Genomic DNA, 21,498 nt, shown 5'->3' on the forward strand with positions numbered 1-21,498 from the left:
GTGTTGGTGTCCCCATTTGAACACGGCCGACCTGAGAACCATGCATCGCGGACGGTCTGTTTCGCTCACCGCGGACGGCGCACCCCCAGTGCCGGGGTGCCGTCCGCCCGGCACGGCCCGCGGACGGGGTGTTGCCGGGGGAGTGTCCGGCGTGCTGGGTACGCTCGGGAGGTGAGTTCCGACTACAACGCCCGCCACCTCTCCGTGCTCGAAGGCCTCGAGGCCGTGCGCAAGCGGCCGGGCATGTACATCGGGTCGACGGACTCGCGCGGGCTCATGCACTGCCTCTGGGAGATCATCGACAACTCCGTCGACGAGGCCCTCGCCGGACACGGCGACGAGATCACCGTCCGGCTCCACGCCGACGGGTCCGTGGAGGTCGGGGACACCGCCCGCGGGATCCCGGTCGACATCGAACCGAAGACCGGACTGACGGGCGTCGAGGTCGTGTTCACGAAGCTGCACGCCGGCGGCAAGTTCGGGTCCGGCTCCTACGCGGCGTCGGGCGGACTGCACGGTGTCGGCGCCTCGGTCGTGAACGCCCTGTCCGAGCGGCTCGACGTGCAGGTGGACCGCGACGGCAAGACGTACGCCATGTCGTTCCACCGCGGCGAGCCGGGGACCTTCGACGACTCGGACGGCGTCGGCCCGGACTCGCCCTTCGCGCCCTTCACGTCCGGGAGTTCGCTCGCCGTGGTCGGCAAGGTCAAGCGGGGCGTCACCGGGTCGCGGGTCCGGTACTGGGCCGACCGGCAGATCTTCACGCGCGACGCCGCGTTCAGCATCGACGGGCTGACGAACCGGGCACGACAGACCGCGTTCCTGGTGCCCGGGCTCGGCATCACGATCACCGACGACCGACCGGCGGAGGAGCGCGGCGACGGCGGCCCGGTCGTCGAGCGGTTCCGGTTCGACGGCGGCATCAGCGAATTCGTCGACCACCTGGCGCCCGACACCGCCGTCACCGACGTCTGGCGGATCCAGGGGACGGGCACCTTCACCGAGACCGTGCCGGTGCTCGACACGAAGGGGCACATGGTGTCCACCGAGGTCGAGCGCTCGTGCGACGTCGACCTCGCATTGCGCTGGGGCGGCGGCTACGAGACCGTGTTCCGGAGCTTCGTCAACATCATCGCGACGCCGAAGGGCGGCACGCACCAGGCCGGGTTCGAGAACGGCGTGATGAAGGCCGTCCGCGCCCAGGTCGAGGCGAACGCCCGGAAGCTCAAGGTCGGGACCGACAAGGTCGAGAAGGACGACGTCCTCGCCGGGATGACCGCAGTGCTGACCGTCCGCCTGCCGGAGCCGCAGTTCGAGGGCCAGACCAAGGAGGTCCTCGGCACGCCGGCGGTCCGACAGATCGTGGCGAACGTCGTGTCGACCAGGCTCACCGAGATCCTGACGTCGACGCAGCGCACCGAGAAGGCGCAGTCCGCCGTGCTGCTCGACAAGATCGTGGCGGAGATGAAGTCCCGCATCTCCGCCCGAGCCCACAAGGAGACGCAGCGCCGGAAGAACGCGCTCGAGAACTCGTCGCTGCCGACCAAGCTCGCGGACTGCCGGTCGAACGACGTCGCGTCGACCGAGTTGTTCATCGTCGAGGGCGATTCCGCGCTCGGGACCGCCAAGTTGGCCCGGACGAGCGAGTACCAGGCGCTCCTGCCGATCCGCGGCAAGATCCTCAACGTGCAGAAGGCCTCGGTGAGCGACATGCTCAGCAACACCGAGTGCGCGTCGATCATCCAGGTGATCGGCGCCGGCTCGGGCCGCTCGTTCGAGCTGGACCAGGCGCGCTACGGCAAGGTCATCATCATGAGCGATGCCGACGTCGACGGCGCACACATCCGCACGCTGCTCCTGACGCTGTTCTTCCGGTACATGCGTCCGATGATCGAGGAGGGCCGCGTGTTCGCCGCCGTCCCGCCGTTGCACCGTGTCGTCGTGCTGAACCGCGGCAAGGCGAACGACATGGTCTACACGTACTCCGAGCAGGAACTGCAGGGCGTGCTCAAGAAGCTCGAGAAGGCCGGCAAGAAGTACCAGGAGCCGATCCAGCGCTACAAGGGTCTCGGCGAGATGGACGCCGACCAGCTCGCCGAGACGACGATGGACCGCGCCCACCGCACGCTGCGGCGGGTCAGGGTCTCCGACGCGGAGAACGCCGCGCGGGTGTTCGAGCTGCTGATGGGGAACGACGTCGCGCCGCGCAAGGAGTTCATCCTCGCCGGGCAGGGCCTCGACCTGGAGCGCATCGACACGTAGCGCCCCGGCCCGTGCGCGCCCATGAGTGAGCAGGAATCGTCGGGTGACGTGCCGCGACTCGACGATTGCTGCTCACTCGACGGGCGACAGGGCCGACCCAGCCGACCCGGGCGACCCGGGCGACCCGGGCGACCCGGCCGACGACGGTGCCGCGCCGATGCTCCCGACGACGTTCTCGAGCGGACTCCCGGAACCGTCCCGCTTCGACAGCCAGTCCGGCAGCGTCCGCGCCGCGCCGTCGGGCCCGACCGCGTGCGGGGGTGCGACCCCGGCCCAGGCGACCGACAGCGCGTCCTCGCCCTTGAGGAACGCGTGTGCGCGGACCCCCATCGTCGCGCGGCCCTTCGTCGGGAACTCCGACAACGCCGACACCTTCGCACGTCCGGGATCGGTCCCGGGGAGCGTCGACGAGGACACCGACACCGTGGTGACGACGACGTCGTCCGTCGGTGCGACGGTCCCGAACCAGATGACGGTCGCCCCCGCGGCGAGGGCGACCCCGGCGACACCGCCGGCCGGCAGACCCTGCGCGCGCACGGCGCCGGCAGGGAACCGGAGCAACTGCGCGTTCGTGGTGACGAACACGACGTCGTCGGTCTCGGAGCCCTGCGTGGCGCCGACGACCTCGTCCCCGTCCTTCAGGCCGATCACGACGAAGTCCGGTCTGTCGGGCCATGCGTCGGCGACGACCCGCTTGACGACGCCCTGCCGGGTGCCGATCGCGAGCGAGTCGGTGGCGGTGAAGTCGACGAGTGCCACGGCGGTCTCGCCGGACGGCAGGCCGAGGTAGTCGCGGACGCGCACCCCGGCATCGAGTCGGATCGACGCCGGTGGGACCGCCGGGACGTCGACCGGGGAGAACCGGACGATCCGTCCCCGGTTCGTCAGCGCCCCGACCGACGACCGGACCGTGGTCGCGACGGCGGACCGGACGGCGTCGTGCTTCGACCGCCTGGGGGTCCGGGCCACCCGGTCGGAGCCGTCCGTGACCGGCGCGACGTCGACCCGGACCAGTCGCCCGGTGGTCGAGAGCAGCACGTGGGTCGGGGCGTCGACGATCTCGAGTTCGACCGCGGCCTTGCGGCCGCCGCGCACCGGGGCGTCGGCCTCGGTGAGCAGGGTGCGCCGCGGGGTCGCGAACCGGTCCGACACCTCGGTCAGCTCGGTCGCGACCTGGGTGCGGAGCCGCGCGTCCGAGGAGAGCAGCTCCTCGAGGGCCGCGATCTGCCGGAGCAGGTCGTCGCGTTCGCCTTCCAGTTCCATCCGGGAGAACTTGGTGAGGCGACGGAGCCGCAGCTCGAGGATGTACTCGGCCTGCACCTCGGACAGGTCGAAGACCTCCTGCAGGCGTCGTCGGGCCGCGTCGGAGTCGTCGGACGAGCGGATGACCTCGATGACCTCGTCGATGTCGAGGATCGCGATGAGCAGTCCCTCGACGAGGTGCAGCCGTTCCCGTCGGCGCGCCAGCCGGTACTGAGACCGACGTGTCACGACGGACAGTCGGTGCGCGACGTAGACCTCGAGCAGTTCCTTCAGCCCGAGGGTCTGCGGCCTGCCGTCGACGAGGGCGACGTTGTTGATGCCGAAGCCGTCCTCGAGCGGGGTGTGCTTGTACAGCTGCTCGAGCACGGCGGTCGGGTTGAACCCCGTCTTGATGCCGATCACGAGCCGCAGTCCGTGGTTCCGGTCGGTGAGGTCGTTGACGTCGGAGATGCCGGACAGCTTCTTGTTCTGGACGCCGTCCTTGATCTTCTCGATGATCCGCTCCGGACCGACGAGGTAGGGCAGCTCGGTGACGACCAGTCCGGATTTCCGGGGCGTGATGCTCTCGACGCTCACCTTCGCGCGGGTGCGGAACGTGCCGCGGCCGGTGGCGTAGGCGTCCCGGACACCGGAGAGCCCGACGATCGTGCCGCCGGAGGGCAGGTCCGGCCCCGGCACGAACTCCATGAGCTCGTCGAGCGTGGCGTCCGGGTGCTGCAGGAGGTGCTTCGCGGCCTCGACGACCTCGCCGAGGTTGTGCGGCGCCATGTTCGTGGCCATGCCGACCGCGATGCCGGACGCGCCGTTGACGAGGAGGTTCGGGAACGCGGCCGGGAGCACGCCGGGCTGCATGAGCTGGTTGTCGTAGTTCGGGACGAAGTCGACGACGTCCTCACCGAGGCCCTCCGTCATCGACATCGAGGGTTCGGCGAGCCGGGCCTCGGTGTAGCGGGCGGCGGCCGGGCCGTCGTCGAGCGACCCGAAGTTGCCGTGCCCGTCGATCAGCGGGACGCGCATCGTGAAGTCCTGTGCGAGGCGCACGAGTGCGTCGTAGATCGCGCCGTCGCCGTGCGGGTGCAGCTTGCCCATGACCTCGCCAGTGACGCGGGCCGACTTGACGTGACCGCGGTCCGGCCGGAGGCCCATCTCGGCCATCTGGTAGAGGATGCGTCGCTGCACGGGCTTCAGGCCGTCGCGGGCGTCCGGGAGTGCCCGCGAGTAGATGACCGAGTACGCGTACTCGAGGAACGATCCCTGCATCTCGTCGGAGACGTCGACGTCCTCGATCCGTTCGCCGTCGGGGAGGCCGACTGTGTCCGTGCGTGCCATGGCACCTCTCTGCCGGGATCCGGCCGACGAGCCAGCCCCGGCCGTCTGCGAGACTGTTCCTGATGCCCTCGATCGTACCGAGCGTCCCGAACGACGCCGCGAACCTCGCCGACGTCCTGCCGAGTTGCCTCGTGGCGATGGGGCAGGGCGCGGTCGCCACCGCGATGCTCGGACGGGAGGCCCGGATCGCGCTCCGTCCCGCGCGCTCGGCGGTCGTGGTGCTCGTCGACGGCCTCGGCGCGAACGCGCTGGCCGCACGCGCGGGGCACGCCCGGTTCCTGGCCGCAGGCGGTCGGCGGATGCGGAGCGGGTTCCCGACCACGACCGCCGCTGCGCTCACGACCCTCACCACGTCGGCGTCGCCCGGGGAGCACGGCGTGGTCGGCTACAGCGGCTTCGAGCCGGAGTCCGGGACGGTCGTCAACCTGCTCGGCGGGTGGGACGACCAGGTCCCCGCGGGCTGGTTGCTCCGCCCGACGGTGTTCTCGGCCGCGTCCGAGGCCGGAGTCGCAGTCCGTGCGGTCGGTCCGGCCCGCTACCACTCGTCGGGGTTCACCCGGAGCGTGCTGGGCGGCTCCACCTACGTCGACGCCGACTCGGTCCCGGCGCGGGTCGATGCGGCGCTCGACGCGGTGTCGACGTCGGCTCCGACGCTCGTGTACCTCTACGTCCCGGAGCTCGACAGCATCGCGCACAAGCAGGGCTGGCAGTCCGATCGGTGGACGCGCGCCCTCGAGTCGCTCGACGCGGAGTTGCAGCGGCTCGCCCGGACGCTCCCGACGGACGTCGGGATGCTCGTGACCGCCGACCACGGGATCCTCGACGTGCCCGAGGAGTCGAACGTGGCGATCGACGACGACCTGCTCGAGGGCGTCGTCGCCGTCGCCGGTGACCCGCGGTGCCGACAGCTCACGGTCGCACCGGGGACCGACGTCGATGCCCTCGTCGCCCGGTGGCGGGAACGAGCCGGCAGACGCGCGTGGACCGCGTCGCGGGCCGAGGCGATCGACGCCGGGTGGTTCGGCGCCGTCGACCCGCGCGTGGTGCCGCGCATCGGCGACGTCGTCGTCGTGTCGCGCGGCGCATGGGCGCACAACGACGACCGGGCGGTCACGGGCACACCGAAGCGGATGATCGGCCAGCACGGCGGGATGTCCGACGACGAGTCGTTCGTCCCGCTCGTGCTGGCCGGCGCCTTCGCCCGGTAGGTCGGGGTCAGCCCGGAAGGTCCGGGCCAGCCCGGTGGGTCGGGGTCAGCCCGGTGTGTCGGGGTCAGGCCGGTGTGTCGGGGTCAGGCCAGGTCGTCGTCCGAGCGGGTGCCGAAGACGATCTCGTCCCAGCTCGGCATGGACCGACGTGCGCGCTTCCGGCGCTCGGGCCGACCGTCCGACCCGGGTTCGGGTGCCGATGCGGGGGCGGCGGAGCGGTCGTCGAGCGTCGGGTGCTCGGCGGTGTCGGACACGTCGTCCTCACCCATGTCGAGGGGGATGTCGACGACGGTGACCGATCCGCGTCGGCCGTCGATCCGACCGGAGCCGTCGGAGTGCTCCGCGAAGGTCGCGGACTCCCGCTCGCCACGACGACGACGGAGTGCCTCGAGGAGGTCCGCCGTCTCGTTGCCCGGCGCGCGTTCCTCGACCGGAGCCGTCCCGATGCGGGGGAGGGGGGCGCGCAGGTGCCGGTCGACCGGGGGACGTTCGGCCCCGCCGCGGTCCGGAGCGACCTCCGGATCGAGCACGCGGTCGGCGCGCTCGCGGTCCTCAGGTCCGTCGACGTGGAACGCACCGGAGTCGAACCGGGTCGAGTCGGTGTCGTCGTCGCCGTACTCGACGGCGCGGAGCCGCGGGGTGAGGCCCTCGTCCTCGTCGTCGTGGGTGAGGCGGTGCGCGTCGGGGTTCTCGGGCGTCAGCATCGACGTCTTCGGGTCGAAACGCCACTGTGCCTCGTGGTCGACCTCGGCCGCGGTGAACGCGACCCGGATCTGCCAGCCGGTCTCGGGGTGCTTCCAGCTCGTCCACGCGATGTCGGTGGCGTCCCCGGCCGCGAGTCGATCGGCGATCGCCTCGCCGAACGTGCCGGGACCCGGTTCCTCGCCGTGGCGTCCGGTGGCGCGCGGCGCGAGCGGGACGCGGCCGGCGGCGTCGAGGATGAACGCGCGCTCGGCGAGGACCGGGCCCTCGAACCGGCGGACGTACTCCACGTCGACGTCCATCGTCTCGGCGACCTGCTCGGCGGAGAGCCCGCCGCGGATCCGCGCCTGGACGTCCTTCGGGGACACCCGCTTCTGCGGTCCGGCGTCCGGGTTCGCCTGACGGACCTGCGCCGGGAGGGACGAGGTGACCCCGAGCCGGAACTCGCTGCCCTGATCGGTCGCCAGGAGGAGCGCTCCGGCTTCCACACCGATGACTCTGACGTCTTGCATCTGTCCGCCTTCCGCTGCGTGCGTACCGTCGGAAGTGTGCCTCACCGAGGGCGTGTTCCTCGGGAGATCGTGGGCGCGCCGCGCGGATGAGCGCCGATCGCGACCTGGGAATGGCAGCGGCGTGACGGGGGTTGCACCGCCAGCGACACCGGATCGCATCCGGGCTGGAAACCCGGTTTGCGAATAGCGTCCCGGTGATGCAAACTGTCGCCGCCGATTCCGGCGACGACCCCCCTCACTTCAAGAACGGATGGGCATGGCCACCGACTACGACGCCCCTCGGAAGACCGACGACTCCGACTCCGAGTCGATCGAGGCTCTCAAGGAGCGCGTCCCCGACAAGATGTCGGGGGTCGTGGACGTCGATGACGCCGACAACCCCGGCAGCTTCGAGCTCGCGGGGCAGGACCTCTCCGACGTCGACCTCGACGTCGTGGTGCTCCCGCCCCAGGTCGACGAGTTCACCTGCGTGGAGTGCTTCCTCGTCAAGCACCGCTCGCAGCTCGACCACGAGACCAAGCTCGGACCGATCTGCGTGGAGTGCGCGTCCCTCTAGCGCAACCACCCTCACACGACGGCGGCGCCGGTTCCCCACTCGGGGACCGGCGCCGTCGTCGTGTCCGCACCGACGCCTCCCGGCTGTCCGCGGCGACCGGACGGCACCTCGTCTCAGGAACGGAGGGCCTCGACGACCCGCTCCGGGTGCCGGACGGACACGAGCCAGTACGGGGTCGGGTCCTGGTCGTCGACGACCTGCACCTTGACGACGTCGCGGACGTACCCGCGGAAGAGGACCCACGCGCGGGCGTCGAGCGACGGGCCGCGCTGGGTCGTCGCGGCCGGTCCGGTGTAGCCGACGACCTCGCCGACGACCGACCGGGGGAGCCGGGCGCGTCCGGCGCGGAACTCGGTGTCGGTGACCTCGATGACGGACGCGAAGAGCTGCAGCAGCACGACGGCACCCGCGTACATGCCGATCGCGACCACGACGCCGACCGTCCGGTTGATCGGGAGGAACACGAGCAGGCTCGCGGGGATCACCAGAGCGGTGGCGAGGTAGAGGGTCCAAGGCGCCCACAGGCGTTCGCGGTAGACGGTCACGCCCCTATTCGACCACGGGTTCCCGGGACGGTTCTCCACGGGTGCTCGAGCATCCCGCGGACCTCCACGCCGCGTGCACTACCCTCGTCACGTGACCGAGACCGTCGATGTGCTCTGGACCGGGCAGAACGCCCCCGACTACGCCCATCCCGGGGACGCCGGCGCCGACCTCGTGTCGGCCGAGTCCCTCGTGCTCGCGCCGGGGGAGCGTCGGCTCGTCGGGACCGGACTCCGGATCGCCCTTCCCGACGGCCACGCGGCCTTCGTCGTGCCCCGGAGCGGGCTGGCGGCCAAGCACGGGATCACCATCGTCAACGCGCCGGGCACGATCGACGCGGGCTACCGTGGCGAGGTCAAGGTGGCGCTGCTGAACACCGACGCGACCGAGCCGTACACGATCGCCGTCGGCGACCGCATCGCACAGATGATCGTGCTGCCCGTGCCGCGCGTCCGGTTCGTCCCGGTCGACGCGCTCCCCGAGAGCGTCCGTGGTGACGGCGGATTCGGCTCGTCGGGCTACGGGGCGACCCCGGAGCGCGGAGCGACGCCGGAGGACCAGCGCGGTGCGGCGCGCGACGACCAGCGCGGTGCGGCGCGCGACCAGGACCACGAAGGGAACCAGGCATGAGGATCGGCAGAGGCAAGAAGGGCACCGCGCCGTCGGAGGAGGTCGAGCTCGCCGAGACGACACCCGAGGTCGACATCGCGACGGAGGCCGACGCGGAACTCGACGGGTCGACCGCGATCGTGTCGACCGACAAGTCGGCGCCGGCGGACCGTGAGGAGCTCGGGCCGCTCGACGAGACCGAGGCCAACCCGGTCCGCCCGTACGTCGACCTCGGCGGCGTCAAGATCCTGCCGCGCGAAGGCCTGCACCTGCGCCTCGAGGTCGAGGAGGAGACCCAGCGGGTCGTCGCCGTCGGTCTCGACTACGACGAGTCGACCCTCCAGGTCCAGCCGTTCGCCGCACCGCGCTCGACCGGCCTCTGGCACGAGATCCGCGCCCAGATCGCCGAGCAGATCGAGCGTCAGGGCGGCGTGGCCACCGAGGTCGACGGTCCGTTCGGGCTCGAGCTCCACGCCGCGGTCCCGGTCGTCGGCGAGGACGGGGTGACGAACGACACCCGTCCGGCGCGGTTCATCGGCGTCGACGGCCCCCGTTGGTTCCTGCGCGGCGTGATCGCCGGCCGGGCGGCCGAGGACCCGAGCGCCGCCGACGACATCGAGGAACTGTTCCGCAGCGTCGTCGTCGTCCGCGGCGAGACCGCCATGCCGCCGCGCGACCTCATCCCACTGCACATGCCGAAGTCGACGCCCACGTCGGGCGTCTGACCCGGCGCGGCGCGGCACACACGGACGATCCGGACTGGAGGCACGGTGCAGGTACCCGACGACGACGCGCCGGACACGGCCGGTGCGTCCGGCACCCCGGCGGCGGACCGGCGGGCGGCGGACCGGCGGGCGGCGGACCGGCGGGCGGCGGACCCGCGAGCGGCGGAGCACGCCGAGCCGCTGTCGATCGGCGCCCAGCTCCGCGACGCGGTGTCCCGCGCCGGGATCGCCCAGGTGCGACCCGGGGAGGCGCCGTCCGGTCGAGCGCTCCTCACTGCGGTCGGGGGCGTCCGGGGTCTCGCCGAGTCGATCCTGCCGGGGTTCGCGTTCCTCGTGGTCTACGCGATCACCCACGAGCTGGTGCCGAGTGTCGTGATCCCGGTGGTCGTCGCGCTCGTGTTCGTCGCGGTCCGGCTGCTGCAGCGCCAGTCGCTCGCCACGTCGCTCGCCGGGATCCTCGGCGTCGCGATCTCGGCCGGGCTGTCGCTCATCACCGGGCGGGCCGAGAGCAACTTCATCCCGGGCATCGTGATCAACGCGGTCAGCCTGCTCGTCCTGCTCGTGACGCTCGCGATCCGCCGACCGCTCATCGGGATCGTCGTCGGCCTGCTGCTCCCCGATGCCGACGACTGGCGCGACGACGCCGCCCAGCGACGGGTCCTGACGGTCGCGACCTGGCTCTGGGCCGGGCTCTTCGCGCTCCGCCTGGCGATCGAGATCCCGCTGTACCTGGCCGCCGAGGTCGAGCTGCTGGCGGGGATCAAGCTCATCACCGGGGTCCCGCTCTACGCGGGGCTGCTGTGGGTGACGTGGTTGCTCGTGCGCGCCGTCTTCCGGTCGACCGCCCCCGAGGACGCGCCTCCGCGGAACGGTCCTGCCGGGCCGGACGCGGTGTAGGATCTATCTCGACATCAAGACACTTCGTCGCGCGCGCACCCCGCGCCCGGCCTAGGCTCGTCTCGCTGGTGGGACCATCCGCGGCCCACGACGACGAGGGCATCCCGATCAGCAAGGAGGCGGCACGGTGGCTGCAGAACAACATCCGGACAGTTTCGGTTCGAAGGACACGCTGACCGTCGGGGACGTCGACTACGCGGTGCACCGCATCGACACCGTCCCCGGCCACGAGACGCTCCCGTACAGCCTCAAGGTGCTGCTCGAGAACCTCCTCCGCACCGAGGACGGCGCGAACGTCACCGAGTCGCAGATCCGTGCGCTCGGGTCGTGGCAGCCGGCCGCCGAGCCCGACACCGAGATCCAGTTCACGCCGGCCCGCGTCGTGATGCAGGACTTCACCGGCGTGCCGTGCATCGTCGACCTCGCCACCATGCGCGAGGCGATGGCGGACATCGGCGGCGACCCGACGAAGATCAACCCGTTGGCCCCGGCCGAGCTGGTCATCGACCACTCCGTCATCGCCGACCTCTTCGGCACGGCGAACGCCCTGCAGCGCAACACCGACATCGAGTACGAGCGGAACGGGGAGCGCTACCAGTTCCTCCGCTGGGGCCAGACCGCGTTCGAGGACTTCAAGGTCGTGCCGCCGGGGACCGGCATCGTGCACCAGGTCAACATCGAGTACCTGGCCCGGGTCACCTACACGCGGACGATCGGCGGCGAGCTCTTCGCCTACCCGGACACGCTGGTGGGCACCGACTCGCACACCACGATGGTGAACGGCCTCGGCGTGCTCGGCTGGGGCGTCGGCGGCATCGAGGCCGAGGCCGCGATGCTCGGTCAGCCCGTGTCGATGCTCATCCCGAAGGTCGTCGGGTTCAAGCTCTCCGGCTCGATCCCCGCCGCGGTCACGGCGACCGACGTCGTCCTCACCATCACGCAGATGCTCCGGCAGCACGGCGTGGTCGGCAAGTTCGTCGAGTTCTACGGTGACGGCGTGGCCGCCGTGCCGCTCGCGAACCGCGCCACGATCGGCAACATGAGCCCGGAGTTCGGTTCCACGGCGGCGATCTTCCCCGTCGACGACGTCACTCTCGACTACCTGCGGCTCACCGGGCGCGACGAGTCGCAGATCGCGCTGGTCGAGGCCTACTCGAAGCTCCAGGGTCTCTGGCACGACCCCTCCGTCGAGCCGAACTACTCGGAGTACCTCGAGCTCGACCTCGGCACCGTCGTCCCGTCGATCGCCGGCCCGAAGCGCCCACAGGACCGGATCGAGCTCGACCGCGCGAAGTCCCAGTTCGAGGTCGACCTGGAGAACTACGCGAGTGCCGACCACAGCGAGGAGGACCAGGCGATCGCCGACACCTTCCCCGCGTCCGACCCGGTGGCGGCGTCCCCGGGCGACGAGGAGACCCTCTCCGACACCGAGTCGGCGAAGCCCGCGCACGCCGCTCGCTTCGCATCGAGTGCCCCCGCCACCGCCTCGAAGCCGGTCGAGGTCGCGCTGACCGACGGCGACCCGTTCACGATCGACCACGGTGCCGTCGCGATCGCCGCGATCACGTCGTGCACGAACACGTCGAACCCGTCCGTCATGCTCGCCGCCGGACTCCTGGCGCGCAACGCGTCGCAGAAGGGCCTGAAGAGCAAGCCGTGGGTCAAGACCACGCTCGCGCCCGGGTCCAAGGTCGTCACCGACTACTACGAGAAGGCCGGGCTCACCGGGTACCTCGAGGACCTCGGCTTCTACACGGTCGGCTACGGCTGCACGACCTGCATCGGGAACTCCGGCCCGCTGCCCGACGAGATCTCGCAGGCGGTCCAGGACAACGACCTCGCCGTCACCGCGGTCCTCTCCGGGAACCGCAACTTCGAAGGTCGGATCAACCCCGACGTCAAGATGAACTACTTGGCGTCGCCGCCCCTCGTGATCGCGTACGCACTGGCCGGGTCGATGCACTTCGACTTCGACAACGACGCCCTCGGGCAGGACGACGCGGGTGCGGACGTCTACCTCAAGGACATCTGGCCGGACGCGGCCGAGGTCCAGCAGGTCATCGACACCTCAATCGACACCGGCATGTTCACGCACGAGTACGCGTCGGTGTTCGAGGGCGACGAGCGCTGGAAGTCCCTGCCGACCCCGGTGGGCGACACGTTCGAGTGGTCCGAGGACTCCACCTACGTGCGGAAGCCCCCGTACTTCGAGGGCCTGACGATCGAGACCACCCCGGTCACGGACATCACCGGCGCTCGCGTCCTCGCGAAGCTCGGCGACTCCGTCACGACCGACCACATCTCGCCCGCCGGGTCGATCAAGGCGGACAGCCCGGCCGGCCAGTACCTCGCCGAGCACGGCGTCGACCGCAAGGACTTCAACTCCTACGGGTCCCGCCGCGGCAACCACGAGGTCATGATCCGCGGCACGTTCGCGAACATCCGGCTCCGCAACCAGCTCCTCGCGAGCGAGAACGGCGGGGCGGGGGTCGAAGGCGGGTACACCCGTGACTTCACCACCGCCGACGGCGACCAGGCGTTCATCTACGACGCCTCCGAGCACTACCAGGCCGCGGGCATCCCGCTCGTCATCTTCGGCGGCAAGGAGTACGGTTCCGGGTCGTCGCGCGACTGGGCGGCGAAGGGCACGAACCTGCTCGGCGTCAAAGCGGTCATCACCGAGAGCTTCGAGCGGATCCACCGGTCGAACCTGATCGGCATGGGCGTCGTCCCGCTGCAGTTCCCGGCCGGGGAGTCCGCGGACTCGCTCGGACTGGACGGCACCGAGACCGTGTCCATCACGGGCCTCGAGGCGCTGAACGGGGGCACGACGCCGAAGACCGTGCACGTCACGGCCGAGCCGTCCGAGCACTCGCCGGCCGGCAAGAGCGCCGTCGAGTTCGACGCCGTGGTGCGGATCGACACCCCCGGCGAGGCCGACTACTACCGCAACGGCGGCATCCTGCAGTACGTGCTGCGGTCGCTCGTGTAGGCGGCGGACCGCCACCACCTGACGGACGGGAGGCACGGTGCCAGCTGGCACCGTGCCTCCCGTCCGTCCGCCGGTTGCGGACTGCAACACGCGTGGCGGGCCCGGCCCGCGCCTCCCGTCCGTCCCACGGTCGCGCGCATACACTGAACCTCCCTGCCGCACGAAAGGAGCGTCCGTGAGTCTGTTGTCGAGCATCCGGTCGCCACGCGACCTGAAGCGTCTCTCCGACACCCAGATGGTGGAGTTGGCTGCCGAGATCCGGCGGTTCCTCGTGTCGGCGGTCGCCAAGACGGGCGGGCACCTCGGCCCGAACCTCGGCGTGGTCGAGTTGACGCTCGCGATGCACCGGGTCTTCGACTCGCCGCGGGACCCGTTCGTGTTCGACACCGGGCACCAGTCGTACGTGCACAAGCTCGTCACCGGGCGGCAGGACTTCTCGCACCTACGGGAGCGGGGCGGTCTCGCCGGGTACCCGCAGCGGAGCGAGTCGGAGCACGACATCGTGGAGTCCTCGCACGCGTCGTCGTCGCTCTCGTGGGCCGACGGGATCTCGCGGGCGTACCAGCTCACCGGCCAGGCCGACCGGACCGTCGTGGCGGTCGTCGGCGACGGCGCGCTCACCGGCGGGATGACGTGGGAGGCGCTCAACAACATCTCCGACGACAACGACCGTCGGCTCGTGATCGTCGTCAACGACAACGGCCGCTCCTACGCCCCGACGATCGGCGGGATGGCGCGGTTCCTCAACCAGGTGCGGACCAGACGCGAGTACCGCGAGATGTACGAGCGGACGCAGCGGTTCGCGAGCCACTTCGGGCACCCTGGGCGCGCTGTCTACCGAGGGCTCCGCGGCGGGATGCACGGGTTCCTCTCCCGCTTCACGAACAACGAGGCGTTGTACTCGAACCTCGACATCAAGTACATCGGGCCGGTCGACGGCCACGACGAGCAGGCGCTCGAAGCAGCCTTCCGGCAGGCCAAGGACTACGGCGCGCCGACGATCGTGCACGCGATCACGGAGAAGGGGCACGGCTTCGAACCGGCGCTCCGCGACACGGCGGACCAGTTCCACGCCGTCGGGCACATCGACCCGGAGACCGGGGAGTCACTCGACTCCGCGGGCGGCGCGACGTGGACCGGTGTGTTCGCCGAGGAGCTCGCACGCCTCGGGGACGCCGACGAGCGCATCGTCGCGATCACCGCGGCCATGCTCCGGCCGACCGGGCTGCACCGATTCCAGGAGCGGCACCCCACCCGCGTGTACGACGTCGGGATCGCGGAACAGCACGCCGTGACGACCGCCGCCGGGCTCGCGTTCGGAGGGCTCCACCCCGTCGTCGCGCTCTACGCGACGTTCGTCAACCGGGCCTTCGACCAGGTGCTCATGGACGTGGCGCTGCACCGAGCCGGGGTCACGTTCGTGCTCGACCGCGCGGGGGTCACCGGGCCGGACGGGCCGTCGCACCACGGGATGTGGGACCTCGCGATCCTGCAGGTCGTCCCCGGGATCCGACTCGCCGCGCCGCGGGACGCCGCGACGCTGCGCGAGGAGCTCGCCGAGGCCGTCGTGGTGGACGATGCTCCGACCGTGCTCCGGTACTCGAAGGGGTCCGTCGGCCCGGACATCCCCGCGGTCCGGCGACTCCCTGACGGCGTCGACGTGCTGCGCGACGCCGTTGACGCCTCGGGAGCGGGCGACGTGCTCATCGTCGCAGTCGGGTCGATGGTGCCGACGGCGCTCGAGGTCGCGACGCTGCTCGACGGCCAGGGCATCAGCGCGACGGTCGTCGACCCGCGGTGGGTCGTGCCGATCCCCGGGTCGGTCGTGGACCTGTCCCGCGACCACCGGCTCGTGATCACGATCGAGGACGGCGTCCGTGTCGGCGGTGTCGGGACGCGGCTCCGCCAAGACCTCCGAGCCGCCGGCGTCGACACCGGCGTCAACGAACTCGGCCTGCCGGACGCCTTCATCGACCATGCTTCGCGGTCCGAGATCCTGGCCGACGTCGGGCTCTCGGCGCAGGCGATCGCCCGCGACGTGATCGACCAGGTCGTCGGGACGAAGCTCCCGAAGGCGAAGCCCGTGCCGACGTCGTCGCGCGAGTCCGCCGCGCGCCGTGCCTGAGGGCCACCGCCGCCGATGAGTGAGCAGCAATCGTCGAGTGCGGCGGCCTGACCCGACGATTCCTGCTCACTCACGGGGCGGCCGGGGCGGCACGGGGCGGCCGGGGCGGGACAGGCCGCGCCGATGCGTCAGCGCGACGCGGGACCGACCACCTTCGGGGTGTGGAACGGCCCACCCGCCGCACGCTCGGACGCTCCCGTCCGGTCGAGGTACGGGCTGATCCCACCGGAGTGGAACGGGTACCCCGCACCGAGGACCATCCCGAGGTCGATGTCCTCGACCGCGGTGACGACCCCCTCGTCGAGCATCCGTCGGAGCTCGTCCGCGAGGCCGTCCTCGAACCGGCGTTGGATCTCGGCAGCGTCGACCGGCGACGCGTCCTTCTTCGACGGGGCGACGAGCTTGACCGCGGCGGGGTCGTACCCGGTGACCCTGCCCTTCTTGTCCCGCGTGGTGATGTGCCCGAACGACGCGAGCCGCTTCAGACCGTCGCCCGGGTGGTAGCGGTCCGGGAAGGCCTCGTGGTGCGAGTCGAGGACATGGGCGCCGACGGGGAGCCCGACGAGTTCGAGCAGCTCGAACGGCGACATCGGCAGGCCGAGGGGGGCGGCTCCCGCGGCGACGACATCGAACGGCGTGCCCTCCTCGACGCCGCGCATCGCCTCGCCGAGGACCCGGGCGAGCACCCGGTTCACGACGAAGCCCGGGCGGTCGGCGGTGATGATCGCCGTCTTCTTGAGGAGCTTCGCGACCGAGAGCGCTGTCGACACGGCCTCGTCCGAGGTGGCCGCAGCGCGGACGACCTCGACCAGGGGCATCACGGCCACGGGGTTGAAGAAGTGGAACCCGACCAGCCGGTCCGGCGAGGACAGCGCGGACGCCATCGCGTCGACGGACAGCGACGACGTGTTCGTGGCGAGGATCGCGTCCGGTGCGATGATCTGCTCGACGCGGGCGAGGACCTCCTGCTTGACGGAGAGCTCCTCGAACACCGCCTCGATCACCCAGTCGGCATCGGCGAACGGCTCGAGCGACACCGACCCGGACACGAGCGCCTTGAACCGGTTCGCGTCGTCGGGGCTCGTGCGGCCCTTGGCGAGCAGGGCGTCGATCGCGGCGTGGATGCGTGCCACACCGGCGTCGACGCGGTCCTGGTCGAGGTCGGTGATCACCACGGGGACGCCGAGCCTCCGTGCGAAGAGCTCCGCGAACTGGGACGCCATGAGCCCCGCGCCGAGGACGCCGACCTTCGTGATCGTCCGGGGTTCGGCGGACGGTGCGCCGACGGGCCGCTTCGCACGCTTCTGCACGAGGTCGAACGCGTACATCGACGCGGCGAACTGGTCGCCGGTGATGAGGTCGGCGAGTGCCTCGTCCTCGTCGGCGAACCGGTCGTCGAGCGACCCCGACCGCGCACCGGCGACGAGGTCGAGCGCGCGGAACGGGGACGTCGGCACGGTGCCGATCTTTTCGGCCACCTGCGAGCGCGCGACCTTGACGACCGTGGACCACGTGGCCTTCTGCGCGATGCCGGGTTCGTACGGGCGCGCGACCTTGACCGCGCCGGTCAGGACACGATCGGCCCATGCGAGAGCGTCGGTGAGGAACATGGCGGACCCGATGAGCTCGTCGCCGATCCCGAGTTCCACGGCCTGCGGCCCGGTCATGAGTCGGTTGTTCTTCAGTGGGTTCTCGACGATGACCTTGAGCGCCCGCTCGGGGCCGATCAGCCGGGGGAGGAGGGTCGCCCCGCCCCAGCCGGGGATGATGCCGAGGAACACCTCCGGCAGGCCGATGCCGGCCGCCGCGGACGAGAACGCCCGGTAGGTGCAGTGCAGCGCGACCTCGAGGCCGCCGCCGAGCGCCATGCCGTTCACGAACGCGAACGACGGCACACCCAGGTCGCCGAGCTTGCGGAGCGTGGCGTGTCCGAGCTGCGCCAGGGCCAGCGCCGTTGCGCGGTCGGGGACCTGCGAGGCCTGCGACAGGTCGGCGCCGGCAGCGAGGCAGTACTGCTTGCCGGTGATCGCCGCGGCCCGGATCTCGCCGCGCGACGCCGAGGCACGGACCTGGTCGAGGGTGTCGGACAAGGCACGGAGGGAGCGCGGACCGAGGGTGTTCGGGCGCTTGAAGTCCTTGCCGTTGTCGAGCGTGATGAGCGCGAGCGTGCCGCCCGAGGGGAGCGAGACGTGCTTGACGAAGGCATTCGTGACGACCTCGTCCGCGGAGAGCTCCTCGAGGCGGTCGGACGGCGTGGTGGTGGTGTCGGTCATGGTCAGGCCGCCTTCCGCGACGAACGTGCCGGACGTGCGGAACGCGCAGCACGCGCCGCACTTCGCGAGTGGTGAGGGTTCTCCCAGATGACGGTGCCGCCCTGTCCGAGGCCGATGCACATCGTCGTGATGCCGTACTGGACGTCCGGGCGCTCGGCGAACTCCGCCGCGAGCTGCGACATCAGCCGGACACCGGACGACGCCAGCGGGTGGCCGACCGCGATCGCACCGCCCCATGGGTTGACGTCCGGGGAGTCCTCGGGGATGCCGTAGTTGTCGAGGAACGCGAGCACCTGGACCGCGAACGCTTCGTTGATCTCGAACAGCCCGATGTCGTCGATGGTCAGACCGGCCTTCCGCAGGGCCTTGTCCGTGGCGGGGACCGGCCCGACGCCCATGACCTCGGGGTCCACACCCGCGAAGGCGAACGACACCATCCGCATCTTGACGCCCAACCCGTGCTCCGCCGCCCCGGCGGTGGACGCGAGCAGCGCCATCGTCGATCCGTCGTTGAGTCCCGCGGCGTTGCCGGCGGTGACCCGTCCGTGGGGCCGGAACGGCGTCTTCAACGCGGCCAGTGCCTCCAGGGTGGTGCCGGGGCGCGGCGGCTCGTCGCGGTCGATGACGTCCCACCCGCTGTCGGTCGCGGTCGCGACCGGGATGATGTCCGGCTGGTGCTTCCCGGCCTCCCAGGCCGCCTGGTAGCGCTGCTGGGAGCGGAGCGCGTACGCGTCCGTCCGGTCCTTCGTGATCGCGGGGAACCGGTCGTGCAGCCGCTCGGCGGTGTTGCCCATCACGAGGGCGTCACCGGCGACCATGCGCTCGGCGAGGAACCGCGGGTTCGGGTCGGCACCGAAGCCCATCGGGTGGCGTCCCATGTGCTCGACACCGCCGGCGATGGCGATGTCCGCCGCACCGAAGGCGATCGCGCCGGCGAGGGTGGTGACGCTCGTCATCGCGCCGGCGCACATGCGGTCGATCGCGTACCCGGGCACCGACTTCGGGAGGCCCGCGAGCATCCCCACGGTCCGGCCGAGCGTCAGCCCCTGGTCGCCCTGCTGCGTGGTCGCCGCCACGGCGACGTCGTCGACCGCGGCACCGTCGAGCGACGCGTTCCGGTCGAGCAGGCCGCGCATCGCGTGCGTGGCGAGGTCGTCGGCCCGGGTGTTCCAGAACACCCCCTTCTCGCCGGCTCGGCCGAACGGGGTGCGTACGCCGTCGACGAACACGACGTCTGATGCCTTGGTCACAGTGCCTCCAGATCTTCCTCGATCGGGTGCGACGCTATCCGCCCGCACTCCGTGCGAGCACAACGGTTGGGGACTTCCTACGAGGTCGACTCGGCGCCCGACGCGTCGGGCTGTGCCGCTGCGACAAAGGCGTCCGCGATCCGCGCGGCGAGCTCCGCCACCTGCCACGGGCGGGCGTCGAGCGCGGTCAGGGCAGCGCCCACGGACGCGGCGTCGACGGTCGCCGGCGGCTCCCACGCGACCTGCCGGAGCGTGTCCGGCGTGAGCATGTTCTCGACCGGGATGTCCATCTCCGTCGCCCTGGCGGTCACAGCGGCCCGCGCCGCCTTGTACCGGCGATCGGCGGCCGGGTTGCGGTCCGCCCACGCACGAGCGGGCGGGAGGGACGGCTCACCCGAACCGCGCATGCTCGGCAGGTCGGTGGTCGCGCGGCCGTCCTCCAGCGCGGACCACCAGCGGTCGATCTCGCTGCGGCTCGCCCGGCCGGTGAACGACTTGATGCTCGCCAGCTCCTTCCGGGTGGCGGGGTTCGCGGCCGCGGCGGCGACGATCGCGCCGTCCGGGATCGTGCGGCCCGGGGCGATGTCGGCGTGCTGGGCGTAGGCGTCCCGTGCGAGCCACATCGCGCGGGCGATCGCCAGTGCGCGCTGCCCGCGGAGGGTGTGCATGCCGGACAGCTTCCGCCACGGCTCGGCCTTCGGGGGCTTCGGGGCGCGGTGCAGGACGGCGTCGAACTCCTGGGCCGCGATCTCGGTCTTGCCGGCCGCGGCGAGACGTCCCGCCATCGCGTCCCGGAGGTCGACGAGCAGCTCGACGTCGAGCGCGGCGTAGACGAGCCAGGCCTGGGGGAGCGGGCGGGTCGACCAGTCGGCCGCCGAGTGCTCCTTGGCGAGGTGGACGCCGAGGAGCTCCTCGACCACGGCACCGAGGCCGACACGGGGGAGTCCGGCGATGCGTGCGCCGAGCTCGGTGTCGAAGATCCGGGCGGGCACGAGTCCGACCTCGTCGAGGCAGGGCAGGTCCTGGCTGGCGGCGTGGAACACCCATTCCTCGTCGCCGATCGCGGCCTGCAGCTCGGGGAAGGCGTCGCGGGGCAGGCCGGAGTCCGTCGCGGCGGTGAGTGCGACGGGGTCGAACAGGAACACACCGGCACCGCGCCGGAACACCTGGATCAGGTACGCGCGCTGCGAGTACCGGAAGCCGCTCGCCCGTTCCGCGTCGACCGCGATCGGACCGGTCCCGGCAGCGATGGCGGCGACCGCGGCCAGGTAGGTCGGACGGTCCTCGATGACCTGGACGGTCGCGTGCGCGTCCTCGACGCCGGCCTCCTCCGTGGGGGCCGGGGCCGGGGCCGGGGGTGCGACGCGGGGGTGTCCGGTGCGCGGGGCGGAGTCGTCGGCAGCGCGGCTGGCGCGGCGGCTGCGGGAGCGGCGGGGGGCGGCCGGCGCCGTGGCCGGGGTCCTGGTGGACGGGGGCTCGGGCGCGGCTGGCTCAGGCGCGGCTGGCTCGGGCGAGGGCGCGGCGTCGGGCTCGGGCGCGGCAGGCTCGGGCGCGGCGGGCTCGGCCCGCAGGAGGTGCTCGGGAACGGTGAACGGATCGGGAACGGGCTGGTGAGCCGTCACGGGATGACCTCCGGGGTCTCCTTGGCGAGCCGCCGCGGACCGAGCAGCGTCACGCCGTCCGAGACCGGTGGCAGCCCGGCGAGCATCGCGACGATGTCCTGCCACGCCTCGACGTGGGGGACGAGGTCGTCGTCGGTGGGTGTCCACGAGGCACGGAGCTCGAGCTGGGCGCCGTCGCCCTGCGCACTGAGCTCGCCGTAGCCGCGGGAGATGATCTTGGTCGCCGTCCCGGACGCGTGCGAGTACCCGGCGCCGTGGGACGACAACGCGTCGACCAGCCAGCTCCACGTGACGTCCGCGACGAACTCGTCGACGCCGATCTCCGGTTCGAGGGGTGCCTGCGCGAAGGACACGACCCGGAACGGCCCGTTCCACTCGTCGGGCTCACGCGGGTCGTACAGCGCGATGAACCGTCCGGTGCCGAGGTCCGAGTCCACGCCGTGGGCGACACCGGACACGTCCGCGGCGAGGGCGAGGGAATGCGGCGCGATGCGGCTCGGCGAGGGGATCTCGGTCAGCGTCGTCTCGGGGCGGATCGCCCCGGCGGACACGAACGCGCGCAGGCGGCTGAAGGCCTCGGGCTCCGCGGTCGGCTGTGGGGTGTCTGACACCCCTGCAGACTAGGCTCCG

The 21,498-nt window shown here is 71.6% G+C and carries 15 protein-coding genes; 8 read left to right on the forward strand and 7 right to left on the reverse strand.

The genetic code is table 11. The features are described 5' to 3' along the window. Positions 1–171: 171 nt before the first annotated feature. Entirely contained in the window at positions 172–2,262 is a 2,091-nt protein-coding gene (locus tag ACO0E0_RS07320) for a DNA gyrase/topoisomerase IV subunit B (RefSeq protein ID WP_422870742.1), read from the forward strand. Positions 2,263–2,334: 72 nt separating this feature from the next. On the opposite strand, the gene ACO0E0_RS07325 is transcribed toward ACO0E0_RS07320, so the two are convergent. After that, entirely contained in the window at positions 2,335–4,854 is a 2,520-nt protein-coding gene (locus tag ACO0E0_RS07325) for a DNA gyrase/topoisomerase IV subunit A (protein ID WP_422870743.1), read from the reverse strand. Positions 4,855–4,916: 62 nt separating this feature from the next. On the opposite strand from ACO0E0_RS07325, the gene ACO0E0_RS07330 reads away from it, so the two are divergent. After that, positions 4,917–6,062 (forward strand): alkaline phosphatase family protein, encoded by a 1,146-nt coding sequence (locus ACO0E0_RS07330; RefSeq protein ID WP_422870744.1) that lies wholly within the window; start codon positions 4,917–4,919, stop codon positions 6,060–6,062. 83 nt (positions 6,063–6,145) lie between these two features. Here ACO0E0_RS07330 and sepH read toward each other — a convergent pair whose 3' ends face one another. Then, a complete protein-coding gene (gene sepH / locus ACO0E0_RS07335; RefSeq protein WP_422870745.1) occupies positions 6,146–7,276 on the reverse strand; it encodes a septation protein SepH in 1,131 nt (376 codons plus the stop codon). Positions 7,277–7,532: 256 nt separating this feature from the next. Here sepH and ACO0E0_RS07340 point away from each other — a divergent pair, with 256 nt between their 5' ends. After that, on the forward strand, positions 7,533–7,832 hold the full coding sequence (locus tag ACO0E0_RS07340) for a DUF4193 domain-containing protein (protein WP_422870746.1): 300 nt from the start codon (positions 7,533–7,535) through the stop codon (positions 7,830–7,832). Between the two features lie 113 nt (positions 7,833–7,945). Here ACO0E0_RS07340 and ACO0E0_RS07345 read toward each other — a convergent pair whose 3' ends face one another. After that, positions 7,946–8,377, reverse strand: coding sequence for a DUF3093 domain-containing protein (locus tag ACO0E0_RS07345; RefSeq protein WP_422870747.1), 432 nt, complete (start codon positions 8,375–8,377; stop codon positions 7,946–7,948). A 91-nt stretch (positions 8,378–8,468) separates the two neighbouring features. On the opposite strand from ACO0E0_RS07345, the gene dut reads away from it, so the two are divergent. The 5 genes from dut (at position 8,469) to dxs (ending at position 15,723) form a co-directional block, all read left to right on the forward strand. Further along, complete coding sequence (dut, locus tag ACO0E0_RS07350) at positions 8,469–9,005, forward strand: dUTP diphosphatase (RefSeq protein ID WP_422870748.1); 537 nt, start codon at positions 8,469–8,471, stop codon at positions 9,003–9,005. Next, positions 9,002–9,709: a DUF3710 domain-containing protein gene (locus ACO0E0_RS07355; protein WP_422870749.1), complete on the forward strand. Its 708-nt coding sequence runs from the start codon at positions 9,002–9,004 to the stop codon at positions 9,707–9,709. The genes dut and ACO0E0_RS07355 overlap by 4 nt, the downstream gene beginning before the upstream one ends. Before the next feature lie 45 nt (positions 9,710–9,754). Then, on the forward strand, positions 9,755–10,606 hold the full coding sequence (locus ACO0E0_RS07360) for a DUF3159 domain-containing protein (protein WP_422870750.1): 852 nt from the start codon (positions 9,755–9,757) through the stop codon (positions 10,604–10,606). Between the two features lie 127 nt (positions 10,607–10,733). After that, positions 10,734–13,598 (forward strand): aconitate hydratase, encoded by a 2,865-nt coding sequence (locus ACO0E0_RS07365; protein ID WP_422870751.1) that lies wholly within the window; start codon positions 10,734–10,736, stop codon positions 13,596–13,598. A 175-nt stretch (positions 13,599–13,773) separates the two neighbouring features. After that, on the forward strand, positions 13,774–15,723 hold the full coding sequence (gene dxs, locus ACO0E0_RS07370) for a 1-deoxy-D-xylulose-5-phosphate synthase (protein ID WP_422870752.1): 1,950 nt from the start codon (positions 13,774–13,776) through the stop codon (positions 15,721–15,723). Between the two features lie 128 nt (positions 15,724–15,851). Here dxs and ACO0E0_RS07375 read toward each other — a convergent pair whose 3' ends face one another. From ACO0E0_RS07375 to ACO0E0_RS07390, 4 genes are all read right to left on the reverse strand, one after another. Then, on the reverse strand, positions 15,852–17,996 hold the full coding sequence (locus ACO0E0_RS07375) for a 3-hydroxyacyl-CoA dehydrogenase NAD-binding domain-containing protein (RefSeq protein ID WP_422870753.1): 2,145 nt from the start codon (positions 17,994–17,996) through the stop codon (positions 15,852–15,854). A 2-nt stretch (positions 17,997–17,998) separates the two neighbouring features. Beyond that, entirely contained in the window at positions 17,999–19,246 is a 1,248-nt protein-coding gene (locus ACO0E0_RS07380) for a thiolase family protein (RefSeq protein WP_422870754.1), read from the reverse strand. Positions 19,247–19,323: 77 nt separating this feature from the next. Next, positions 19,324–20,535, reverse strand: a complete 1,212-nt coding sequence (locus ACO0E0_RS07385) for an HRDC domain-containing protein (protein WP_422870896.1) — start codon at positions 20,533–20,535, stop codon at positions 19,324–19,326. Positions 20,536–20,864: 329 nt separating this feature from the next. Then, complete coding sequence (locus tag ACO0E0_RS07390) at positions 20,865–21,479, reverse strand: DUF3000 domain-containing protein (RefSeq protein ID WP_422870755.1); 615 nt, start codon at positions 21,477–21,479, stop codon at positions 20,865–20,867. Positions 21,480–21,498: the final 19 nt, after the last annotated feature.

It is taken from the genome of Curtobacterium phyllosphaerae (assembly GCF_049341865.1).
GTDB classification, from domain to species: domain Bacteria; phylum Actinomycetota; class Actinomycetes; order Actinomycetales; family Microbacteriaceae; genus Curtobacterium; species Curtobacterium phyllosphaerae.

Coding starts and splice junctions, on each gene's coding strand:
- ACO0E0_RS07325 (WP_422870743.1), bottom strand. CDS start 4,854: ATGGCACGCACGGACACAGTCGGCCTCCCCGACGGCGAACGGATCGAG.
- ACO0E0_RS07330 (WP_422870744.1), top strand. CDS start 4,917: ATGCCCTCGATCGTACCGAGCGTCCCGAACGACGCCGCGAACCTCGCC.
- sepH (WP_422870745.1), bottom strand. CDS start 7,276: ATGCAAGACGTCAGAGTCATCGGTGTGGAAGCCGGAGCGCTCCTCCTG.
- ACO0E0_RS07340 (WP_422870746.1), top strand. CDS start 7,533: ATGGCCACCGACTACGACGCCCCTCGGAAGACCGACGACTCCGACTCC.
- ACO0E0_RS07355 (WP_422870749.1), top strand. CDS start 9,002: ATGAGGATCGGCAGAGGCAAGAAGGGCACCGCGCCGTCGGAGGAGGTC.
- ACO0E0_RS07375 (WP_422870753.1), bottom strand. CDS start 17,996: ATGACCGACACCACCACCACGCCGTCCGACCGCCTCGAGGAGCTCTCC.